This is a genomic window from Streptomyces sp. NPDC023481, assembly GCF_055560195.1.
In genome coordinates this window covers 43,694-65,068 of sequence record NZ_JBVHJE010000008.1, presented here as the reverse complement: position 1 = coordinate 65,068, position 21,375 = coordinate 43,694, and the positions used below count along the sequence as shown (strand labels likewise).

The 21,375-nt window shown below is 72.1% G+C and carries 19 protein-coding genes; 15 read left to right on the top strand and 4 right to left on the bottom strand.

Annotated features, from left to right (window positions below; translation table 11 throughout):
- Positions 1-8: 8 nt before the first annotated feature.
- Positions 9-722: a glycoside hydrolase family 12 protein gene (locus ACZ3ZD_RS17700; protein ID WP_467397995.1), complete on the top strand. Its 714-nt coding sequence runs from the start codon at positions 9-11 to the stop codon at positions 720-722.
- Between the two features lie 61 nt (positions 723-783).
- Here the strand turns inward: ACZ3ZD_RS17700 and ACZ3ZD_RS17695 are convergent, their stop codons facing one another.
- On the bottom strand, positions 784-1,797 hold the full coding sequence (locus ACZ3ZD_RS17695; protein WP_467397994.1) for a LacI family DNA-binding transcriptional regulator: 1,014 nt from the start codon (positions 1,795-1,797) through the stop codon (positions 784-786).
- 326 nt (positions 1,798-2,123) lie between these two features.
- Between ACZ3ZD_RS17695 and ACZ3ZD_RS17690 the strand changes: the two genes are divergently transcribed.
- The 7 genes from ACZ3ZD_RS17690 to ACZ3ZD_RS17660 all read left to right on the top strand — a co-directional run bounded on the left by ACZ3ZD_RS17690 (position 2,124) and on the right by ACZ3ZD_RS17660 (position 11,708).
- A complete protein-coding gene (locus ACZ3ZD_RS17690) occupies positions 2,124-4,058 on the top strand; it encodes an acyl-CoA dehydrogenase family protein (protein ID WP_467397992.1) in 1,935 nt (644 codons plus the stop codon).
- Between the two features lie 238 nt (positions 4,059-4,296).
- The gene (dxr, locus tag ACZ3ZD_RS17685) at positions 4,297-5,568 is read left to right on the top strand and encodes a 1-deoxy-D-xylulose-5-phosphate reductoisomerase (RefSeq protein ID WP_467397991.1); all 1,272 of its coding nucleotides are present in this window, start codon (positions 4,297-4,299) and stop codon (positions 5,566-5,568) included.
- On the top strand, positions 5,565-6,869 hold the full coding sequence (locus ACZ3ZD_RS17680) for a M50 family metallopeptidase (protein WP_467397990.1): 1,305 nt from the start codon (positions 5,565-5,567) through the stop codon (positions 6,867-6,869). Before dxr ends, ACZ3ZD_RS17680 begins: the two co-directional genes overlap by 4 nt.
- Before the next feature lie 170 nt (positions 6,870-7,039).
- The gene (gene ispG / locus ACZ3ZD_RS17675; RefSeq protein WP_467397988.1) at positions 7,040-8,197 is read left to right on the top strand and encodes a flavodoxin-dependent (E)-4-hydroxy-3-methylbut-2-enyl-diphosphate synthase; all 1,158 of its coding nucleotides are present in this window, start codon (positions 7,040-7,042) and stop codon (positions 8,195-8,197) included.
- A 334-nt stretch (positions 8,198-8,531) separates the two neighbouring features.
- Positions 8,532-9,380 carry a GNAT family N-acetyltransferase gene (locus ACZ3ZD_RS17670; RefSeq protein WP_467397986.1) on the top strand — a complete coding sequence of 283 codons (849 nt, stop codon included), beginning with the start codon at positions 8,532-8,534 and terminating at the stop codon, positions 9,378-9,380.
- Between the two features lie 20 nt (positions 9,381-9,400).
- On the top strand, positions 9,401-9,931 hold the full coding sequence (locus ACZ3ZD_RS17665) for a GNAT family N-acetyltransferase (protein WP_467397984.1): 531 nt from the start codon (positions 9,401-9,403) through the stop codon (positions 9,929-9,931).
- Between the two features lie 73 nt (positions 9,932-10,004).
- A complete protein-coding gene (locus tag ACZ3ZD_RS17660) occupies positions 10,005-11,708 on the top strand; it encodes a proline--tRNA ligase (RefSeq protein WP_467397981.1) in 1,704 nt (567 codons plus the stop codon).
- 239 nt (positions 11,709-11,947) lie between these two features.
- On the opposite strand, the gene ACZ3ZD_RS17655 is transcribed toward ACZ3ZD_RS17660, so the two are convergent.
- The 3 genes from ACZ3ZD_RS17655 to ACZ3ZD_RS17645 all read right to left on the bottom strand — a co-directional run bounded on the left by ACZ3ZD_RS17655 (position 11,948) and on the right by ACZ3ZD_RS17645 (position 14,082).
- On the bottom strand, positions 11,948-12,856 hold the full coding sequence (locus tag ACZ3ZD_RS17655) for an aminoglycoside phosphotransferase family protein (RefSeq protein ID WP_467397979.1): 909 nt from the start codon (positions 12,854-12,856) through the stop codon (positions 11,948-11,950).
- Positions 12,857-13,069: 213 nt separating this feature from the next.
- On the bottom strand, positions 13,070-13,552 hold the full coding sequence (locus ACZ3ZD_RS17650; protein WP_467397977.1) for a ferritin-like domain-containing protein: 483 nt from the start codon (positions 13,550-13,552) through the stop codon (positions 13,070-13,072).
- Positions 13,549-14,082 (bottom strand): hypothetical protein, encoded by a 534-nt coding sequence (locus ACZ3ZD_RS17645; RefSeq protein WP_467397974.1) that lies wholly within the window; start codon positions 14,080-14,082, stop codon positions 13,549-13,551. Before ACZ3ZD_RS17645 ends, ACZ3ZD_RS17650 begins: the two co-directional genes overlap by 4 nt.
- A 254-nt stretch (positions 14,083-14,336) precedes the next feature.
- Here ACZ3ZD_RS17645 and rimP point away from each other — a divergent pair, with 254 nt between their 5' ends.
- From rimP to truB, 7 genes are all read left to right on the top strand, one after another.
- Positions 14,337-14,849 carry a ribosome maturation factor RimP gene (gene rimP / locus ACZ3ZD_RS17640; RefSeq protein ID WP_467397972.1) on the top strand — a complete coding sequence of 171 codons (513 nt, stop codon included), beginning with the start codon at positions 14,337-14,339 and terminating at the stop codon, positions 14,847-14,849.
- A gap of 2 nt (positions 14,850-14,851) precedes the next feature.
- On the top strand, positions 14,852-15,838 hold the full coding sequence (nusA, locus tag ACZ3ZD_RS17635) for a transcription termination factor NusA (protein ID WP_467397970.1): 987 nt from the start codon (positions 14,852-14,854) through the stop codon (positions 15,836-15,838).
- Positions 15,839-15,927: 89 nt separating this feature from the next.
- A complete protein-coding gene (locus ACZ3ZD_RS17630) occupies positions 15,928-16,224 on the top strand; it encodes a YlxR family protein (RefSeq protein ID WP_361483065.1) in 297 nt (98 codons plus the stop codon).
- Between the two features lie 144 nt (positions 16,225-16,368).
- Positions 16,369-19,461 (top strand): translation initiation factor IF-2, encoded by a 3,093-nt coding sequence (gene infB, locus ACZ3ZD_RS17625; RefSeq protein WP_467397966.1) that lies wholly within the window; start codon positions 16,369-16,371, stop codon positions 19,459-19,461.
- Between the two features lie 193 nt (positions 19,462-19,654).
- Positions 19,655-19,948: a DUF503 domain-containing protein gene (locus ACZ3ZD_RS17620; RefSeq protein ID WP_467397963.1), complete on the top strand. Its 294-nt coding sequence runs from the start codon at positions 19,655-19,657 to the stop codon at positions 19,946-19,948.
- Between the two features lie 66 nt (positions 19,949-20,014).
- Positions 20,015-20,467, top strand: coding sequence for a 30S ribosome-binding factor RbfA (gene rbfA / locus ACZ3ZD_RS17615; RefSeq protein WP_467397961.1), 453 nt, complete (start codon positions 20,015-20,017; stop codon positions 20,465-20,467).
- On the top strand, positions 20,464-21,369 hold the full coding sequence (gene truB / locus ACZ3ZD_RS17610) for a tRNA pseudouridine(55) synthase TruB (RefSeq protein WP_467397959.1): 906 nt from the start codon (positions 20,464-20,466) through the stop codon (positions 21,367-21,369). Before rbfA ends, truB begins: the two co-directional genes overlap by 4 nt.
- Positions 21,370-21,375: the final 6 nt, after the last annotated feature.

Here is a 21,375-nt window from a genome sequence, read left to right as displayed (position 1 = left end):
GGGACACCATGGCAGCAAGCACACTCGCCAGGGTCGCCAAGGCCCTGCTCGCCCCCGCCCTCGCCCTCGGCGCCACCGTCGGCCTCGCCTCGGCGCCCGCCTCCGCCGCGGTCTGGAACTCCTGCGACCAGTGGGGCAGCACCAGCCTGAACGGCTACACGCTCTACAACAACATCTGGGGCTCCGGCGCGGGCAGCCAGTGCATCTGGGCCAACTCCGGCACCAACTGGGGCGTCTGGGCGAACCACCCCGCCACCGGCGGGATCAAGGCCTACCCCAACGCCACGAAGGCGATCAACAAGCCGATCACCTCGCTGTCCTCGCTGACCAGCACCTACAACGTCAGCGTCCCGTCGTCCGGCGCGTACAACACGTCGTACGACATCTGGGACACCGCCCACCGGTACGAGATCATGCTCTGGGTCAACAAGACCGGGGCCGTCGGCCCGCTCGGCACCTCGCAGGGCACGGTCACCGTCGGCGGCGCCACCTGGACCGTCTACAAGGGCACCAACGGCTCCAACGACGTCTTCTCCTTCATCCGCAGCTCCAACTCCAGTTCGGGCACGGTGAACATCCTGCAGATCCTGAAGTGGATCAAGGACACCAAGGGCTGGTTCGGCAACGTCACCCTCGGCGACGTCCAGTTCGGCTACGAGATCACGTCGTCCTCGGGCGGCCTGAACTTCACCACCAACAACCTGACCGTCAGCGGAAGCTGAGCACAGGGGCCGGTTCCCCCCGGGGGGCCGGCCCCGTACGCGGGACAGCGGGAGCGGGATGTCAGGACGCGGCCGGTGCCGGGCCCGAACTCGCCCGGACCGTCAGACCGGGCGCGAGCAGCACGACCTCGTCGCCGCCCCGCCCCTCCAGCTTGGCCACCAGGCGCTCCACGGCGTGCCGGCCCATCTCCTGGGCGGGGATGGCGGCCGAGGTCAGCCGCACCGAGGCCTGCACGGCGACCTGGTCCGGGCAGATCGCGACCACGGACACGTCCTCGGGCACCGCCCGGCCCTGCTGACGCAGCAGCGCGAGCAGCGGCTCCACCGCCGACTCGTTCTGGACCACGAACCCGGTCGTGCCCGGCCGCTCGTCGAAGACCCGGGCCAGGGTGAGCGCCATCGCGTCGTACCCGCCCTCGCACGGCCGGTGCAGCAGTCCGAGACCCCGCTCGCGGGCCCGGGAGCGCAGCCCGTCGAGGGTGCGCTCGGCGAAGCCGGTGTGCCGCTCGTAGACCGCCGGGGCCTCGCCGATGACAGCGATGTCACGGTGGCCCAGCTCCGCGAGGTGCTCCACGCACAGCGCGCCGGTCGCCGCCCAGTCCAGGTCCACGCAGGTCAGACCGGTGGTGTCGGCGGGCAGCCCGATGAGCACGGAGGGCTGGTCGGTCCCCCGCAGCAGCGGCAGCCGCTCGTCCTCCAGCTCGACGTCCATCACGATCATCGCGTCGGCCAGCCCGCTGCCGGTGACCCGGCGCACCGCGTCGGGGCCCTCCTCGCCGGTGAGCAGCAGGACGTCGTAGCCGTGCGTGCGGGCCGTGGTGGCCACCGCGATGGCGATCTCCATCATCACCGGCACGTACATGTCGGTGCGCAACGGGATCATCAGCGCGATGATGTTCGACCGTTTGCCGGCCAGGGCGCGGGCGCCCGCGTTCGGGTGGTAACCCAGCTCCCGGATGCTCTGCTCGACCCGCTGCCGGGTGGTGACGGAGATGGACCGCTTGCCGCTGAGGACGTAACTCACCGTGCTCGCCGAGACTCCGGCGTGCTGGGCGACCTCGGCAAGGGTGACCATGCAGCTCTCCAAGCTCTGTGAAGCGCTTCGACACTGCGCGTATCCGAAACGGCGGATTGAGGGTGTTGAGCGACACTATCGCCAGCGGGGGCGGGGTGTCCAGAGGCTGTCGAAGCGCTTCGACAGCGGGCGGGCGAGAAACGGCGGGAGAGGGGAGCGGGGGACACGTCCCATGACGTCCCCCCGGCCACCCGTTCGGCCCAAGTCTCCCGTACCGGGACCCCGAGGGGTGGTGAGGTCGGCCCGTTTCGGGTACCAACGATCCAGTAGCACTGGTCGGTAGCGAACGGTCCCAGACGTCCTCTCTGCGACGAGGTGAGCCTCCCATGACCGCCACCACCCCACGCACCACCGTCACCGAGCGCGAGGCCCGGCGGGTGGCGGAGGCCGCCCGGGAACAGGACTGGCGCAAGCCCAGCTTCGCCAAGGAACTGTTCCTCGGGCGCTTCCGGCTCGACCTCATCCACCCCAGCCCGCTGCCCGATGAGGAGTCCGTCCGGCGCGGCGAGGAGTTCCTCGCGAAACTGCGCGCCTTCTGCGAGACGGAGATCGACTCCGCCCGCATCGAGCGCGAGGCCCGCATCCCCGACGAGGTCGTGGCCGGCCTGAAGGAACTCGGCGCCCTCGGCATGAAGATCGACCCGAAGTACGGCGGTCTCGGCCTCACCCAGCTCTACTACAACAAGGCCCTCGCCCTGGTCGGCTCCGTCAGCCCCGCCGTCGGCGCGCTGCTCTCCGCCCACCAGTCGATCGGCGTCCCGCAGCCGCTGAAGCTGTTCGGCACCCAGGAGCAGAAGGACGCCTTTCTGCCCCGCTGCGCCCGCACGGACATCTCCGCGTTCCTGCTCACCGAGCCGGACGTGGGCTCCGACCCGGCCCGCCTGGCCACCACGGCCGTACCCGAGGGCGACGACTACGTCCTCGACGGCGTGAAGCTGTGGACCACCAACGGCGTGGTCGCCGACCTGCTCGTCGTCATGGCCCGGGTGCCGAAGTCCGAGGGGCACAAGGGCGGCATCACCGCGTTCGTCGTGGAGGCCACCGCCGAGGGCGTCACCGTCGAGAACCGCAACGCCTTCATGGGGCTGCGCGGCATCGAGAACGGCGTCACCCGATTCCACCGGGTCCGGGTCCCCGCCGCGAACCGCATCGGTCCCGAGGGCGCGGGCCTGAAGATCGCGCTGACCACGCTGAACACCGGGCGTCTGTCGCTGCCCGCGATGTGCGCGGGCTCCGGCAAGTGGTGCCTGAAGATAGCCCGCGAGTGGTCGGCGGAGCGCGAGCAGTGGGGCAAGCCGGTCGCGCTGCACGAGGCCGTCGGCTCCAAGATCAGCTTCATCGCGGCCACCACCTTCGCGCTGGAGGCCGTCGTCGACCTGGCCTCGCAGATGGCCGACGAGGACCGCAACGACATCCGCATCGAGGCCGCCCTCGCCAAGCTCTACGGCTCCGAGATGGCCTGGACGATGGCCGACGAGCTGGTCCAGATCCGCGGCGGCCGCGGCTACGAGACGGCCGAGTCGCTGCGGGAGCGCGGCGAACGCCCGGTCCCGGCCGAGCAGATGCTGCGCGACCTGCGCATCAACCGCATCTTCGAGGGCTCCACGGAGATCATGCACCTGCTGATCGCCCGGGAGGCCGTCGACGCCCACCTCTCGGTCGCCGGCGACCTCATCGACCCCGACAAGCCGCTGTCCGCCAAGGCCAGGGCGGGCGCGAACGCGGGCGTCTTCTACGCCAAGTGGCTGCCGAAGCTGGTCGCCGGGCCGGGTCAGCTGCCCACGGCGTACGGCGACTTCAAGCACGGCATCGACCTCTCCGGGCACCTGCGCTACGTCGAGCGCACGGCCCGCAAGCTGGCACGGTCCACCTTCTACGCCATGTCCCGCTGGCAGGGCCGGATGGAGACCAAGCAGGGCTTCCTCGGCCGGATCGTGGACATCGGCGCCGAGCTGTTCGCGATGAGCGCGGCCTGCGTCCGCGCCGAGCGGCTGTGGCGGGAGGGCGAGCACGGCCGCGAGGCCTACCAGCTCGCCGACGCCTTCTGCCGCCAGTCCCGCATCCGGGTGGACGAACTCTTCGGCCGGCTGTGGACCAACACCGACGACCTGGACCGCAAGGTGGTCAGGGGGGTCCTCGCCGGCGCCTACACCTGGCTGGAGGAGGGCGTCCTCGACCCGTCGGGCGAGGGACCGTGGATCGCCGACGCGACCCCCGGCCCCTCGGCCCGCGAGAACGCCCGCCGTCCCTACGGCGGTTAGCGGTACGTGGCGCCCAGGGCTGGCAGTACGTGTCGCCCGGGTCCCGTGTCGTCCAGGAGCCGGTGGCGGCCTTGCCGCCGTTCGCCTTGGCCAGGGCCGCCGTGTCCTTGTCGTTGTTCCAGACGTAGGCACGGCGGTCCCGGTACGGATCTTCACGGTGGCTCCACAACGCCCGGAGAGGCACCCGGCCGAGGGACGCGCTGTCCGAGCCGTCACCGCTTACGGCCACAATGGGGGGATGACCGACAGTCCCGCCCGTCCGGCACCCCTCGCCGACCCGCACCTCGTCTACGACCCCGCACCCGGGGACGGCCCCAAGGACGTGGTGATCCTCGGCTCCACCGGATCCATCGGCACCCAGGCCATCGACCTCGTGCTGCGCAACCCCGACCGCTTCCGGGTCACCGCCCTCTCCGCGAACGGCTCCCGGGTGGCCCTCCTCGCCGAACAGGCCCGCCGGCTACGGGTGCGGACCGTCGCCGTCGCCCGCGAGGACGTCGTACCCGCGCTGCGCGAGGCGCTCGCCGCCGAGTACGGCGGCGGGGAACCGCTGCCCGAGATCCTCGCCGGACCCGACGCGGCCACCCAGGTCGCCGCCTCCGCCTGCCACACCGTGCTCAACGGCATCACCGGCTCCATCGGGCTCGCCCCGACCCTCGCCGCCCTGGAGGCGGGCCGCACCCTCGCGCTCGCCAACAAGGAATCGCTGATCGTCGGAGGCCCGCTGGTCACGGCCCTCGCGAAGCCCGGCCAGATCATCCCGGTCGACTCCGAGCACGCGGCCCTCTTCCAGGCGCTCGCCGCCGGCACCCGCGCCGACGTCCGCAAGCTCGTCGTCACCGCCTCCGGCGGCCCCTTCCGCGGCCGGACCCGGGACGAGCTGGCCCACGTCGGCGTGGCCGACGCCCTCGCCCACCCCACCTGGGCGATGGGCCCGGTGATCACGATCAACTCCGCGACCCTGGTCAACAAGGGCCTGGAGGTCATCGAGGCACACCTGCTCTACGACATTCCCTTCGACCGGATTGAGGTGGTCGTGCATCCGCAGTCGTATGTCCACTCGATGGTCGAGTTCACCGACGGTTCCACGATCGCCCACGCGACGCCCCCCGACATGGGCGGCCCCATCGCGATCGGTCTGGGCTGGCCCGAACGTGTTCCCGACGCGGCGCCGGCGTTCGACTGGAGCAAGGCCTCCACCTGGGAGTTCTTCCCTCTGGACAACGAGGCCTTCCCCTCCGTGGAGCTCGCCCGGCACGTCGGGCGGCTCGCGGGCACGGCCCCGGCGGTGTTCAATGCGGCCAACGAGGAGTGCGTCGCGGCCTTCCTGAGCGGCGCTCTGCCCTTCAACGGCATCATGGAGAACGTCACCCGGGTGGTCGAGGAGCACGGCACCCCGGTGGCGGGAACCCCACTCACCGTGTCGGACGTCCTCGAAGCGGAGACCTGGGCGCGGGCCCGGGCCCGCGAACTCACAGCCACGACGGCGACCGCGGAGGCGCGTGCATGACGACCTTGATGTTCATCCTCGGCATAGTGGTCTTCGCGGTGGGCCTGCTCGTCTCGATCGCGTGGCACGAGCTGGGGCACCTGTCCACGGCCAAGCTCTTCGGCATCCGCGTCCCGCAGTACATGGTCGGCTTCGGCCCGACCATCTGGTCGCGGAAGAAGGGCGAGACCGAGTACGGCATCAAGGCGGTCCCGCTCGGCGGCTACATCCGCATGATCGGGATGTTCCCGCCCGACGACTCCGGCCGGGTCACCGCCCGCTCCACCTCCCCGTGGCGCGGCATGATCGAGGACGCCCGCTCGGCGGCCTTCGAGGAGCTCCAGCCGGGTGACGAGACGCGCATGTTCTACACGCGCACCCCGTGGAAGCGGGTCATCGTCATGTTCGCGGGCCCCTTCATGAACCTGGTGCTGGCGATCGCCCTGTTCCTCACCGTGCTGATGGGCTTCGGGATCCAGCAGCAGACCACCACCGTCGCCTCCGTCTCGCCCTGCGTCATCGCGCAGAGCGAGAACCGCGACACCTGCAAGAAGACCGACCCGGCCTCCCCGGCCGAGGCCGCCGGCATGAAGAAGCGCGACAGGATCGTCTCCTTCGACGGCAAGCCGACCAAGGACTGGAACACCCTGTCGGACCTCATCCGGGTCAGCGCCGGCAAGACCGTGCCGATCGTCGTCGAGCGGGACGGCAGGCAGCTCACCCTGCACGCGAAGATCGCCACCAACATGGTCGCCAAGAAGAACCACGGCGGCGGTTACGTCGAGGGCCAGTACGTCAAGGCCGGCTTCCTCGGCTTCAGCTCCGCCACCGGTGTCGTCAGGCAGGACTTCGGCGACTCCGTGACCTGGATGACCGACCGCGTCGGCGACGCCGTCGACTCCCTCGTCGCCCTGCCCGGCAAGATCCCGGCCCTGTGGGACGCCGCCTTCGGCGACGGCCCGCGCGAACCGGACTCCCCGATGGGCATCGTCGGCGCGGCCCGGGTCACCGGCGAGATCGCCACCCTGGACATCCCCGCCTCGCAGCAGCTGGCGATGTTCGTCTTCGTCCTCGCCGGCTTCAACCTCTCCCTGTTCCTGTTCAACATGCTCCCGCTGCTCCCGCTCGACGGCGGCCACATCGCGGGCGCCCTGTGGGAGTCCCTGCGCCGGAACCTGGCCCGCGTGCTGCGCCGCCCGGACCCCGGCCCGTTCGACGTGGCGAAGCTGATGCCGGTGGCCTACGTGGTGGCCGGGATCTTCGTCTGCTTCACCGTCCTGGTGCTCATCGCCGACGTCGTCAACCCGGTCAAAATCTCCTAGCCACCCGTCGTTCACGGCGGCCCGGAACCCCCGCGGTCCCGGGCCGCCCCCCAACGGGTGGGTTTCCGGGTGGGATGTGCCCGCGCCGAGGCCGGTGCCGTAATCTCGAAGCCCGGGACCCGCCGTTCACGGGACCGGACCTTGATCCACGACTTGGGGTTGCACAGCAGATGACTGCGATTTCTCTCGGCATGCCGTCCGTTCCGACCAAGCTCGCCGAGCGCCGCAAGAGCCGGCAGATCCAGGTCGGAAGCGTGGCGGTCGGTGGAGACGCGCCCGTCTCGGTCCAGTCGATGACCACGACCCGTACGTCCGACATCGGCGCGACGCTCCAGCAGATCGCCGAGCTGACCGCCTCCGGCTGCCAGATCGTCCGGGTGGCCTGCCCCACCCAGGACGACGCCGACGCCCTCGCCACCATCGCGAAGAAGTCCCAGATCCCGGTGATCGCGGACATCCACTTCCAGCCCAAGTACGTCTTCGCCGCCATCGAGGCCGGCTGCGCCGCCGTCCGCGTCAACCCCGGCAACATCAAGCAGTTCGACGACAAGGTCAAGGAGATCGCGCGGGCCGCCAAGGACCACGGCACCCCGATCCGCATCGGCGTCAACGCCGGCTCCCTCGACCGGCGCCTGCTCCAGAAGTACGGCAAGGCCACCCCCGAGGCCCTGGTCGAGTCGGCCCTGTGGGAGGCGTCCCTCTTCGAGGAGCACGACTTCCGGGACATCAAGATCTCGGTCAAGCACAACGACCCGGTCGTCATGATCGAGGCCTACCGCCAGCTCGCCGAGAGCTGCGACTACCCCCTCCACCTCGGCGTCACCGAGGCCGGCCCCGCCTTCCAGGGCACCATCAAGTCCGCCGTCGCCTTCGGCGCCCTGCTCTCCCAGGGCATCGGCGACACCATCCGGGTCTCCCTGAGCGCCCCGCCCGTCGAGGAGGTCAAGGTCGGCCTCCAGATCCTCCAGTCCCTCGGCCTGCGCCAGCGCGGCCTGGAGATCGTCTCCTGCCCGTCCTGCGGCCGCGCCCAGGTCGACGTCTACAAGCTCGCCGAAGAGGTCACGGCGGGCCTGACGGGCATGGAGGTCCCCCTCCGCGTCGCCGTCATGGGCTGCGTCGTCAACGGCCCCGGTGAGGCCCGCGAGGCCGACCTCGGCGTCGCCTCCGGCAACGGCAAGGGCCAGATCTTCGTCAAGGGCGAGGTCATCAAGACCGTCCCCGAGTCCAAGATCGTGGAGACCCTCATCGAGGAGGCCATGAAGCTGGCCGAGCAGATGGAGGCCGAGGGCGCGGAGTCGGGCGAGCCGTCGGTGTCCGTCGCGGGCTGACACACTCCGCTTCCCCGGGTCCCGTCACCGTCCGGTGGCGGGATCCGGCCGTATCTCCGCCCGGACCGACTGGCCCGGCCGCCTCGGCGCGACGCCCCACCTGTCGGCGAGCGCCCCCACCGGCAGCAGCCCGGCTGCGGCTACCGCGCCGCCCCCCAGGGCCGGCCGGGCCACGGCTACCCGGCCGCCCCCGCGGTGGCGCTGTCACGCGGGCACGCACGAGGCGCCGTTCCCCGGGTTCGCCCGGTCGGGGGTGTGACCGTCTCCGAAGCGCTCCACAACACCGCGAGGTACAGTTCCGGGACCAGCAGAACCCCAGGGTGAGGCCCCGCACGTGTTGACCCAGACCACCTCACGGGTGCTCGAACCGAGCGACCTTGACGCCGCGCTCGCCGTCCTCGACCGCGAGCCGGTGGCGAACGCCTTCGTGACCTCCCGGGTGCAGGTCGCGGGCCTGGACCCCTGGCGGCTCGGCGGCGAGATGTGGGGCTGGTACGAGGACGGCATGCTGACGTCGCTGTGCTACGCGGGCGCGAACCTCGTCCCCATCTGTGCCACCCCGCGCGCGGTCCGCGCCTTCGCGGACCGGGCGCGAAGGGCCGGCCGCCGCTGCTCCTCCATCGTCGGGCCCGCCGAGTCCACCGGCGCGCTGTGGCGGCTGCTGGAGCCCCGCTGGGGGCCCGCCCGCGAGGTCCGCGCGCACCAGCCGCTGATGATCGCCGACCGGATGCCGGCCGGTGTCGAGCCGGACCCGTACGTCCGCCGCGTCCGCAAGGACGAGATGGAGACGATCATGCCGGCGTGCGTGGCGATGTTCACCGAGGAGGTCGGCGTCTCCCCGATGGCCGGCGACGGCGGCCTGCTCTACCAGGCCCGGGTCGCCGAACTCGTCGGCGCCGGCCGTTCCTTCGCCCGCCTCGACGAGCACGGCAAGGTCGTCTTCAAGGCGGAGATCGGCGCCGCGACCCGGCACGCCTGCCAGATCCAGGGCGTCTGGGTGGCCCCCGAGTACCGGGGCAGGGGCCTCGCGGCCCCCGGCATGGCGGCGGTGCTGCGCTACGCCCTGGCGGACTTCGCCCCGGTGGTCAGTCTGTACGTGAACGACTTCAACACGGCCGCGCGCCGGACGTACCGCAGGGTGGGCTTCCAAGAGGTGGGAGCCTTCATGAGCGTGCTGTTCTGAGAGCCCTGTACGCTCCCGGCATGGACCTCGTGATCGGCCCCCTGGACCTCACCGCCCACGTGGACGAGGCCCTGGCCGTCCAGGCCCTCGCCTTCGGGCTGGGGCCGGACGAAGTCGCCGTACGCCGGCAGATCGTCCAGCGGCACATGCAGTACCAGGGCGCGCGGGCGCTCGGCGCCACCAGCCGGGGACGGCTGGTCGGATTCGTCTACGGCATGCCCAACAGCCGTACCCACTGGTGGTCCACCGTGGTCGAGCCGTACCTGCGGGCCAACGGCAACGACGGCTGGCTGGACGACTCCTTCGTCATCACCGAGCTGCACGTCCACCCCGGCCACCAGAACCGCGGTATCGGCCGGCGGCTGATCACGGCCATCACCGACACCGCCGCCGAGCCCCGCTCGATCCTCTCCGCGATCGACACCGACAGCCCCGCCCGGGGCCTCTACCACTCCCTTGGCTACACCGACCTCGCCCGCCAGGTGCACTTCCCGAGCGCGATGCGGCCGTACGCCGTGATGGGCGCCCCGCTGCCGCTGCGCAGGCGCTAACCGATTACCACCGGCACGGGCGGCACGGCTAACCTCCATGCCATCACCTTTACCCGGCAGGAGTACGAGAACCATGGCCAACGCACCGGTCCAGCGCATGTCCCAGTTGATGGCGAAGACGCTGCGCGACGACCCGGCGGACGCCGAGGTCCTCAGCCACAAGCTCCTCGTCCGCGCCGGCTACGTCCGCCGCACGGCCGCGGGCATCTGGAGCTGGCTGCCCCTCGGCAAGAAGGTCCTCGCCAACGTGGAGCGGATCGTCCGTGAGGAGATGGACGCCATCGGCGCCCAGGAGGTCACGCTCCCCGCCCTGCTGCCCCGCGAGCCGTACGAGGCCACCGGCCGCTGGGACGAGTACGGCCAGGAGCTGTTCCGGCTCAAGGACCGCAAGGGCGGCGACTACCTCCTCGGCCCCACCCACGAGGAGATCTTCACCCTGCTGGTCAAGGACCAGTGCACGTCCTACAAGGACCTGCCGGTGGTGCTCTACCAGATCCAGACCAAGTTCCGCGACGAGGCCCGCCCCCGCGCCGGCATCCTGCGCGGCCGCGAGTTCCTCATGAAGGACTCGTACTCCTTCGACACCGAGGACGAGGGCCTGGCCCGCTCCTACGCCCTGCACCGCGAGGCCTACCAGCGCATCTTCGAACGCCTCGGCCTCGACTACCGCATCTGCGCGGCCACCGCCGGCGCCATGGGCGGCTCCAGGTCCGAGGAGTTCCTCGCCCCCGCCGAGGCCGGCGAGGACACCTTCGCCGACTGCCCGAACTGCGACTTCGCCGCCAACACGGAGGCGATCACGTACGAGCTGAAGCCGGTCGACGGCTCCGCCGTGCCCGCGCTGGAGGAGATCCCCACCCCGGACACCCCGACCATCGAGACGCTGGCCGCCTCGCTCGGCGTCCCGGCCTCCGCAACGCTGAAGAACCTGCTGGTCAAGGTGGACGGCGAGATCGTCGCCGTGGGCGTGCCCGGTGACCGCGAGGTGGACATGGACAAGGTCGAGGCGCACTTCGCCCCGGCGGCCGTCGAGATGGTCACCGAGGCCGACTTCGCCGAGCGCTCCGACCTGGTCCGCGGCTACGTCGGACCGCAGGGCCTGGGCGAGAAGGTCACCTACATCGCCGACCCGCGCGTGGCCCCCGGCACCTCCTGGATCACCGGCGCCAACAAGGAGCACACGCACGCCCGGAACGTCGTGGCCGGCCGGGACTTCGAGGTCGACGCGTACGTGGACGTCGTCGTCGTGCAGGACGGCGACCCCTGCCCCCGGTGCGGCACCGGTCTGAAGCTGGACCGCGCCATCGAGATCGGCCACATCTTCCAGCTGGGCCGCAAGTACACCGACGCCCTCAAGCTGGACGTCCTCGGCCAGAACGGCAAGCCGGTCCGCGTCACCATGGGCTCCTACGGCATCGGTGTCTCCCGTGCCGTGGCCGCGCTCGCCGAGCAGACCGCCGACGACAAGGGCCTGGTGTGGTCCAAGGAGGTCGCCCCGGCCGACGTGCACGTCGTCGCCGCCGGCAAGGCGCTCCAGACCGAGCTGGCCCTCGACGTCGCCGGGAAGCTCGCCGCCGCCGGTGTCCGCGTCCTGGTGGACGACCGGGCCGGGGTGTCCCCGGGCGTGAAGTTCACCGACGCCGAGCTGATCGGCGTCCCCCAGATCCTGGTGGCGGGCCGCCGCTCGGGCGAGGGCGTGCTGGAGCTGAAGGACCGCAGGACCGGCGAGCGCGAGGAGCTGTCGATCGAGGACGCGATCGCCCGCCTCACGGCCTGACGACGCGGGCGGCGCTCACGACCGTGGGCGCCGCCACGCCTCGCGGGAGAGCGTCCAGTACTCCCGGTCGTGCACGTGACGCGGACAACGGCGCCGCAGCGGGCCCGCGCCCCGGCGACGGCGACCCCGCGGCGCTCCGTCCGGCACCGCCGGTCCAGGGCGGGGGCACGTGCTTCCCGGACGTGAGACACGCCCGCACGGGCCCGGTGGCCCAGGTGTCCGAGGCCGCCGACCCCCGCCTACAGCCAGCTCGCGAACTCCAGCAGCAGCTCCGCGTCCTGTTCGCGGCCGACCCGCCGGGCCCGTACCCCCGACTCCACCGCGCGGAACAGGGTCCAGCCGCGCAGCCGCTCCTGTTCCACCTCCAGCGACTCCGCGAGCCGCTTGATGCGGCGCCGCGTGGTGGCCGGCCCGGACGGAGTGGCGATCAGGTCCTCGACCCGGTCCCGCACCAGCCGGGCCAGGTCGAAGGCGCTCTCGCCGACCACCGGGTCCGGGCCCACCGCGAGCCAGGGCATCCGCTCCCCGCCGAGCACCTTGCTCTGCCGGAACGTGCCGTGCAGCAGCAACCGCTCCGGCGGCGCCGCCAGCAGCTCCTCGCGGGCGGCCAGCGCCGACTCCACCAGGGGCGCCGCCTCCGGGTCGGTCCCGGCGCTCGCGCGCATCGCCGCCGCCTGCCGTCCGGTGCGCTCGGCGACGGTCTCGAAGGTGTGCCCGGCCGGCGGCTCCACCCACAGCCGGCGCAGCGTCCCCGCCGCCTCCAGCAGCGCCTTCGCCTCCGGCAGCGACCGGACCGACACCTCCGGGTGCAGCCGCTCCAGCAGCAGCACCCCGTCCTCCGCGTCGTCCTCGGCGCCGTCCAGCAGCTGTACGGCGCCCAGGCCGCCCCAGTGCGCCAGCGCCGCCCGCTCGCTCTCCGGGCGGGCCCGCGGCGGCGCCAGCTTCAGCACGGCCGGGGTGCCGTCCGGCCGCCGCACCAGCACCACCAGGCTGCTGCGCCCGCCGGGCACCTGCACCCGCTCCACGGTCAACTCGCGCCGGTCGACGGCCCGCTCGGCCACCGCGGGCAGCCGCGCCAGCCAGTCGTCCCCGGCCGGTGCCGTCTCACCGAGCGCCCGCACCAGGCGCTGCGGTGCTTCGAAAGCCATGCGCGAGTCGTTCCTTCCTGTCGCGTGCTGCCGGACCGGCCGTTCTCGTCGTACGCGCCCCGCCGGGGGCCGGCGCGTCACCGGCGCCGAGGGCGAGGGAGCCGTGCCGGCCGCGCCCGTCTGCCCGCCGGAGCGCTCGGCGAGACCTGGGAAGGCTACGCTCTCGCCGCTCCGGCACCCGCGCACCTCCCGCCGCCGAGCTGTCCGCGGCGGCTAGCGCGCCGCCGATGCGGAGGGCGAGGGAGCCGTGCCGGCCGCGCCCGTCTGCCCGCCGGAGCGCTCGGCGAGACCTGGGAAGGCTACGCTCTTCCCGTTCCAGCGCACCGCCCGGACCGCGGCCTCCCGCAGGGCCCCGGCCGCGTCGGCCCGGCGCCCGCCGCCGGCCGCCCGGACCAGGTCCGAGTACACCCCGGCCACCCGCTCCTCCAGCCACGCGGCCAGCCGCAGCGCCGCCGCTCCGTCCTGGACCGGGAACGGCAGCGCGTAGGCGGCGCTCGCGGCGACCGGTGTGCCGCCCAGGTCGCGCACGACACGGACCAGCCCGTCCCGGCGCGCCCGGTGCGCGTCGTAGGCCGCCCGTGCCTCGGCCCGCCGCCGCTCCTCGACGCGCCCGCCGACGACGCCGTACCCGTACACCGCCGCGTGCTCCGCCGCCAGCGCCGCCTGCAGCGCCGTCAGCTCCGTCCCGTCGCTCACCTGGCTCCCTCCGTCAGCAGGTACGCGTGCGCGGCCCCGGCGGCCGCGACCGACGCCAGCAGCCGCGCCAGCTCGCCCGGCACGTCCAGCAGCTCCTTGGCGCGCCGGTCGGCGAGGGCCCGCTCGGCGGCGGCCAGCCCCGCGACGGCGTCCTTCTCGGCGGCCGGCACGGCGACGGCGGACGACGACGCCGTGGCGGACGACGACGCCGTGCCGGCCGCGGTGGCCGTGGCCGTCGCGGTCGCAGTCGCGCCCTCCGCGAAGGCCGCCGCGTGCGCCGCGACCTGGGCCCGCAGCGGACGCAACCGCTCCGCCAGCCCGGGATGCGCGGCGAGCACCGCGTCGTAGTGCCCCAGCAGCCCCCGGCTGTCCCGGGCCGCACGCGCGCGTGCCCGCGCGGTGACCGACGGCCCGGTGCCGTCGTCGGAACCGCCCGAGCAGCCCACGAGGAGCGTGGCCCCGGCGGCCGAGGCGAGCAGGGATCTTCTGCGCGGCCCCGAGGGGATGCGCGACGAAGGGGGGTACGGCACGGCTGACGTCCTCGGGGAGCTCGTACGAACACACGGGCGGGACCCGGCCCGCCGGTGATCACGGTACCCGCGCACCCGCTTGCTTCATGTCACCGGCTCACACAGCCCGCTCCACGGTCACGTGCGGTGATGACATGCGCCTCCGTCGCGTGCCCACTCTTGGAGGGGACAGCAACACCCTCCGCGACCGGATACCCTTTGACCAGACACGCGACCCATCCCACAACAGCACACGCGGCCGAGGAGTCACCCGGATGAGCACCACCCAGAGCGAGAGGCTGCGAGAGCTGCTCGAACCGCTCGTCACCTCCCAGGGGCTGGATCTCGAAGAGATCGCCGTGGACTCCGTCGGACGCAAGCGGGTGCTGCGCGTGGTGGTCGACTCCGACACCGGAGCCGACCTGGACGCCATCGCCGATGTGAGCCGCGCGCTCTCGGCGAAGCTGGACGAGACCAACGCGATGGGCGACGCGGCGTACGACCTGGAGGTCGGAACCCCCGGCGCGGAGCGCCTCCTCACCGAGCACCGGCACTACGTGCGCGCCACCGACCGGCTCGTGCGGTTCCAGCTCACCGAGGGCGGCGAACTGGTCGCCCGGATCCTGAAGGTCGACGACGACGGTCTCGACGTCGAGGTCCCCGGGGTCAAGGGCCGCAGGGCGACCACCCGCAGGCTCGGCTTCCCGGAGATCGACAGGGCGCGCGTGCAGGTCGAGTTCAACCGCAAGGACAGCACGAAGGACATGAAGGAAGAGGAGGAGGCGTAGCCGTGGACATCGACATGAGCGCCCTGCGGGGCTTGGTGCGGGAGAAGGAGATCTCCTTCGACCTGCTGGTCGAGGCGATCGAGTCGGCCCTCCTCATCGCCTACCACCGCACCGAGGGAAGCCGCCGACACGCGCGCGTGGAGCTCAACCGGGAGACCGGGCATGTGACCGTGTGGGCGAAGGAGGACCCCGAGGACCTCGCCGAGGGCCAGGAGGCCCGCGAGTTCGACGACACTCCGTCCGGCTTCGGCCGTATCGCCGCGACCACCGCGAAGCAGGTCATCCTGCAGCGGCTGCGCGACGCCGAGGACGACGCGACGCTCGGCGAGTACGCCGGCCGCGAGGGCGACATCGTCACCGGCGTGGTCCAGCAGGGCCGCGACCCGAAGAACGTGCTCGTGGACATCGGCAAGCTGGAGGCCATCCTGCCGGTGCAGGAGCAGGTGCCCGGCGAGACCTACCAGCACGGCATGCGCCTCCGGTCGTACGTCGTGCGGGTGGCCAAGGGTGTCCGCGGACCCTCCGTGACCCTCTCCCGGACCCACCCCAACCTGGTGAAGAAGCTCTTCGCCCTGGAGGTGCCGGAGATCGCCGACGGCTCGGTGGAGATCGCCGCGATCGCCCGTGAGGCCGGTCACCGTACGAAGATCGCCGTACGGTCCACCCGTTCGGGCCTGAACGCCAAGGGCGCCTGCATCGGCCCCATGGGCGGCCGGGTGCGCAACGTGATGGGCGAGCTGAACGGTGAGAAGATCGACATCGTCGACTGGTCGGACGACCCGGCGGAGATGGTCGCGAACGCCCTGTCACCCGCTCGGGTGAGCAAGGTGGAGGTCGTGGACATGGCCGCCCGCTCCGCGCGGGTGACCGTGCCGGACTACCAGCTGTCGCTGGCGATCGGCAAGGAGGGCCAGAACGCCCGTCTCGCCGCCCGCCTCACCGGCTGGCGGATCGACATCCGGCCCGACACCGAGCAGGCCGGGGAATAGATCCAGGCCGTGCGACGCTGAGATCACGACAACAGCCGTTCGATTTTTGCCCCGAAGGGGTGAGGTCGGTACGGGGAGGTAGACTTACTGTGTCTGGCCGGACGCACACCCGAGCATGCCCTGAACGCACCTGTGTGGGGTGCCGGGAGCGGGCGGCCAAGAACGATCTCCTGCGGATCGTGAGAATCGAGGACGCGTGCGCCCCCGATCCTCGCGGTACGCTGCCCGGCCGGGGTGCATACGTGCACCCCGCCCTGGTCTGTCTCGACCAGGCGGTACGCCGCCGGGCGTTCCCGCGGGCACTGCGCGTCCCGGGACCGCTCGACACAAAGGCGTTGCGCCGATACGTCGAGCAGACAACAGTTGCCGAGCAGGCAACGCCGTAAGACGAGCCGTACGGAACCCCGTGCGGCCTGGTACCTCGCGAGTCGAAAGCAGGTCGAGATTGCGATGAGCACTCGATGAGTACGCGATGAGTACGCCCATGAACTAGCGACGGTCCGGCTTCACCCGGACCTCAAAGGAGCGAAGTGGCTAAGGTCCGGGTCTACGAACTCGCCAAGGAGTTCGGTGTCGAGAGCAAGGTCGTCATGGCCAAGCTCCAGGAACTCGGTGAATTCGTCCGTTCGGCGTCTTCGACCATCGAAGCGCCGGTTGTACGCAAGCTGACCGACGCCTTCCAGGGCGGTGGCAACGGCAAGTCCGCCGGCAAGCCCGCCCCGCGCAAGGCCGCCCCCAAGCCCGCCGCGCCCGCCCCGGCGCAGGCGGCCCGTCCGGCTGCCCCGGCCCCCAGGCCGGCTGCCCCCAAGCCCGCGACGGAGCCCGCTGCCCAGCAGCCGGCCGCCCCGTCGGCCCCCTCGGCGCCCGCGCCGGCCGCTCCCGGCCCGCGTCCGGTGCCGGGTCCCAAGCCCGCGCCGCGCCCGGCCCCGGCCGCCCCGGAGTTCACCGCTCCGCCGGCCGCCCCGGCCGCGCAGACGCCGCAGACCCCGCAGGCTCCGGCCGCCCAGGGTCCGCGTCCCGGTGGGGCCCGTCCCGGCGCCCCGAAGCCCGGTGGCCGTCCGGCCGGCTCCGGCCAGGGCCAGTCGGCCCGTCCGGGCCAGGGTGCTCCGCGCCCCGGTGGCCAGTCCGCGCGTCCCGGCGCCCGTCCGGCCGGTCCGCGCCCGGGTAACAACCCCTTCACCTCCGGTGGCAACGCCGGTATGGCCCGCCCGCAGTCGCCGCGCCCGCAGGGCGGTGCGCGTCCCGGTCCCGGCGGCGCCCCCGGCGCCGGTCCCCGTCCGCAGGCGCCCGGCGCCCAGGGCGGCGGTCCGCGTCCGCAGGCTCCCGGCGGTCCCCGCCCGACCCCGGGCTCGATGCCGCGTCCGCAGGGCGGTCCCCGTCCCGGCGGCGGCCCCGGCGGCCCGCGTCCCAACCCGGGCATGATGCCGCAGCGTCCCGCCGCGGGCCCGCGTCCCGGTGGCGGCCCCGGTGGCCGTGGTCCCGGTGCCGGCGGTCGTCCCGGTGGCGGCGGCGGTCGTCCGGGCGGCGGCGGCTTCGCCGGTCGTCCCGGTGGCGGTGGCGGCGGCTTCGCCGGTCGTCCCGCGGGTCCCGGTGGCGGTGGCGGCGGCTTCGCCGGCCGTCCGGGTGGTCCCGGCGGTGGCGGCGGTGGCCGTCCCGGCTTCGGCGGTCGTCCGGGTGGTCCCGGTGGCCGTGGTGGCACGCAGGGCGCCTTCGGCCGTCCCGGCGGTCCCGCGCGCCGCGGTCGCAAGTCGAAGCGGCAGAGGCGCCAGGAGTACGAGGCCATGCAGGCCCCGAGCGTCGGCGGCGTGATGCTGCCGCGCGGCAACGGCGAGACCATCCGTCTCTCCCGCGGCGCGTCGCTCACCGACTTCGCGGAGAAGATCAACGCCAACCCGGCGTCCCTCGTCGCGGTCATGATGAACCTCGGCGAGATGGTCACGGCCACGCAGTCCGTCTCCGACGAGACCCTGCAGCTCCTCGCCGACGAGATGAACTACACGGTTCAGATCGTCAGCCCCGAGGAGGAGGACCGCGAGCTGCTCGAGTCCTTCGACATCGAGTTCGGCGAGGACGAGGGCTCCGAGGAGGACCTGGTCGTCCGTCCGCCGGTGGTGACCGTCATGGGTCACGTCGACCACGGTAAGACCCGACTGCTCGACGCGATCCGCAAGACGAACGTCATCGCGGGCGAGGCCGGCGGCATCACCCAGCACATCGGTGCCTACCAGGTCGCGACCGAGGTCAACGACGAAGAGCGCAAGATCACCTTCATCGACACCCCGGGTCACGAGGCGTTCACCGCCATGCGTGCCCGTGGTGCGAAGTCGACCGACATCGCGATCCTGGTCGTCGCGGCCAACGACGGCGTCATGCCGCAGACGGTCGAGGCGCTCAACCACGCCAAGGCGGCCGACGTCCCGATCGTCGTCGCGGTCAACAAGATCGACGTCGAGGGCGCCGACCCGACCAAGGTGCGCGGTCAGCTGACCGAGTACGGCCTGGTGGCCGAGGAGTACGGCGGCGACACCATGTTCGTCGACATCTCCGCCAAGCAGGGTCTGCACATCGACTCGCTGCTGGAGGCCGTGATCCTCACGGCCGACGCCTCGCTCGACCTGCGGGCCAACCCGAACCAGGACGCGCAGGGCATCTCGATCGAGTCCCGTCTCGATCGCGGCCGCGGTGCCGTGGCGACGGTCCTCGTCCAGCGAGGCACCCTGCGGGTCGGCGACACGATGGTGGTGGGCGACGCCTACGGCCGCGTGCGCGCCATGCTCGACGACAACGGCAACAACGTCGCCGAGGCGGGCCCGTCGACCCCGGTCCAGGTCCTGGGCCTGACCAACGTCCCGGGTGCGGGCGACAACTTCCTGGTGGTCGACGAGGACCGTACGGCCCGTCAGATCGCCGAGAAGCGCGCCGCCCGCGAGCGGAACGCGGCCTTCGCCAAGCGCACGCGCCGTGTCTCGCTGGAGGACCTGGACAAGGTGCTCAAGGCCGGCGAGGTCCAGCAGCTGAACCTGATCATCAAGGGTGACGCTTCTGGTTCCGTCGAGGCCCTGGAGTCCTCCCTGCTCCAGCTGGACGTCGGCGAAGAGGTCGACATCCGCGTCCTGCACCGCGGTGTCGGTGCGGTCACGGAGTCCGACATCGACCTGGCGATGGGTTCCGACGCCATCGTGATCGGCTTCAACGTCCGCGCGGCCGGCCGCGCGGCGCAGATGGCCGAGCGCGAGGGTGTGGACGTCCGGTACTACTCGGTCATCTACCAGGCGATCGAGGAGATCGAGGCGGCCCTCAAGGGCATGCTCAAGCCGGAGTACGAAGAGGTCGAGCTGGGTACGGCGGAGATCCGCGAGGTCTTCAAGTCGTCCAAGCTGGGCAACATCGCCGGTGTCCTCATCCGCTCCGGCGAGGTGCGCCGCAACACCAAGGCCCGACTCGTCCGCGACGGCAAGGTGGTCGCGGAGAACCTCAACATCGAGGGCCTGCGTCGCTTCAAGGACGACGTCACCGAGATCCGCGAAGGCTACGAGGGCGGTATCAACCTCGGCAACTTCAACGACATCAAGGTCGACGACGTCATCGCGACGTACGAGATGCGGGAGAAGCCCCGGTCGTAACCCGACCGACGGTGTTCCAGGGCTGGCCGGCGGCATACGTGCCGCCGGCCAGCCCGGCCGTTGTCGGGGGCCCCGCCCCCGGCCCCGAAACCCTGTCGAGCCACCGGCGGGCACGCGGTACCGTTCTTGATGTCCCCGGCCACACGGCCCCGGGGCCATCGATCCCGTACCGGCGGGTGAACCGGTTACACACATGTACGTGGGGACTCTGTCCTTCGACCTGCTTCTCGGCGACGTCCACTCGCTGAAGGAGAAGCGCTCCGTCGTCCGCCCGATCGTCGCCGAACTCCAGCGGAAGTACGCCGTGAGCGCGGCCGAGGTGGACCACGCGGACCTCCACCGGCGGTCGGTCATCGGCCTCGCCGTGGTCTCCGGCGACGCGGCGCACGTCACCGACGTACTCGACCGGTGCGAACGGCTGGTCGCGGGCCGCCCCGAGGTGGAACTGCTGTCCGTGCGACGGCGCTTCCACGGCGACGACGACTGACCGCTTCCACGGCGGCGACGACTGACCACGAAACGCAAGCAAGAAGAAAGAACGGGAGACGGACCAGTGGCCGACAACGCGCGGGCTAAAAGGCTGGCGGACCTCATCCGGGAGGTGGTGGCCCAGAAGCTGCAGCGCGGGATCAAGGACCCGCGGCTCGGCTCACACGTCACCATCACGGACACCCGGGTCACGGGTGACCTGCGGGAGGCGACCGTCTTCTACACGGTCTACGGCGACGACGAGGAGCGGCAGGCCGCCGCGGCGGGCCTGGAGAGCGCCAAGGGCGTCCTCCGCTCGGCCGTGGGCGCGGCCGCCGGTGTGAAGTTCACACCGACCCTCACCTTCGTGGCGGACGCCCTGCCCGACACCGCCCGGACCATCGAGGACCTCCTCGACAAGGCTCGCCAGTCCGACGAGAAGGTGCGCGAGGTGTCCACGGGCGCCACGTACGCCGGTGACGCGGACCCGTACCGCAAGCCGGGCGAGGACGACGAGACGGACGACACCGCCGAATGACCAGCAAGCCCACCCCGCCCGACGGCCTCGTCATCGTCGACAAGCCGTCGGGTTTCACCTCGCACGACGTGGTCGCCAAGATGCGCGGGATCGCCAGGACCCGCCGCGTCGGCCACGCCGGCACCCTCGATCCCATGGCGACCGGCGTCCTGGTCCTCGGGGTCGAACGCGCCACCAAGCTCCTCGGGCACCTCGCGCTCACGGAGAAGGAGTACCTGGGCACCATCCGCCTGGGCCAGACCACCCTCACCGACGACGCCGAGGGCGAGATCACCTCGTCCACCGCCGCCGCCAAGGTGACCCGGGACGCCATCGACGCCGGTATCGCCAAGCTCTCCGGTGACATCATGCAGGTGCCGTCCAAGGTCAGCGCCATCAAGATCGACGGCGTACGGTCGTACAAGCGGGCCCGTGAGGGCGAGGACTTCGAGATCCCCGCCCGGCCGGTGACCATCTCCTCCTTCACGGTGTACGACGTCCGGGACGCGGTCGCCGAGGACGGCACGCCCGTGCTCGACCTGATCGTGTCGGTGGTCTGCTCCTCCGGCACCTACATCCGCGCCCTCGCCCGCGACCTGGGCGCCGACCTCGGCGTCGGCGGCCACCTCACCGCGCTGCGCCGGACGCGCGTCGGGCCGTACAAGCTGGACGCGGCCAGGACGCTGGACCAGCTCCAGCAGGAACTGACGGTGATGCCCATCGCCGAGGCCGCCGCCGCGGCGTTCCCCCGCTGGGAGGTCGACGCCAAACGGTCCCGGCTCCTGCTGAACGGCGTCCGCCTGGAGATCCCCGAGGAGTACGCGGGCGCCGGCCCCGTAGCCGTCTACGACCCCGAGGGCCGCTTCCTCGCCCTGGTCGAGGAACAGCGGGGCAAGGCAAAGAGCGTGGCCGTCTTCGCCTGAACGACC

What these genes read in the sequence shown, in the direction of transcription:
- ACZ3ZD_RS17700 (WP_467397995.1), top strand. Translation starts at nt 9, where the DNA reads ATGGCAGCAAGCACACTCGCCAGGGTCGCCAAGGCCCTGCTCGCCCCC.
- ACZ3ZD_RS17695 (WP_467397994.1), bottom strand. Translation starts at nt 1,797, where the DNA reads ATGGTCACCCTTGCCGAGGTCGCCCAGCACGCCGGAGTCTCGGCGAGC.
- ACZ3ZD_RS17690 (WP_467397992.1), top strand. Translation starts at nt 2,124, where the DNA reads ATGACCGCCACCACCCCACGCACCACCGTCACCGAGCGCGAGGCCCGG.
- dxr (WP_467397991.1), top strand. Translation starts at nt 4,297, where the DNA reads ATGACCGACAGTCCCGCCCGTCCGGCACCCCTCGCCGACCCGCACCTC.
- ACZ3ZD_RS17680 (WP_467397990.1), top strand. Translation starts at nt 5,565, where the DNA reads ATGACGACCTTGATGTTCATCCTCGGCATAGTGGTCTTCGCGGTGGGC.
- ispG (WP_467397988.1), top strand. Translation starts at nt 7,040, where the DNA reads ATGACTGCGATTTCTCTCGGCATGCCGTCCGTTCCGACCAAGCTCGCC.
- ACZ3ZD_RS17665 (WP_467397984.1), top strand. Translation starts at nt 9,401, where the DNA reads ATGGACCTCGTGATCGGCCCCCTGGACCTCACCGCCCACGTGGACGAG.
- ACZ3ZD_RS17660 (WP_467397981.1), top strand. Translation starts at nt 10,005, where the DNA reads ATGGCCAACGCACCGGTCCAGCGCATGTCCCAGTTGATGGCGAAGACG.
- ACZ3ZD_RS17655 (WP_467397979.1), bottom strand. Translation starts at nt 12,856, where the DNA reads ATGGCTTTCGAAGCACCGCAGCGCCTGGTGCGGGCGCTCGGTGAGACG.
- rimP (WP_467397972.1), top strand. Translation starts at nt 14,337, where the DNA reads ATGAGCACCACCCAGAGCGAGAGGCTGCGAGAGCTGCTCGAACCGCTC.
- ACZ3ZD_RS17620 (WP_467397963.1), top strand. Translation starts at nt 19,655, where the DNA reads ATGTACGTGGGGACTCTGTCCTTCGACCTGCTTCTCGGCGACGTCCAC.
- truB (WP_467397959.1), top strand. Translation starts at nt 20,464, where the DNA reads ATGACCAGCAAGCCCACCCCGCCCGACGGCCTCGTCATCGTCGACAAG.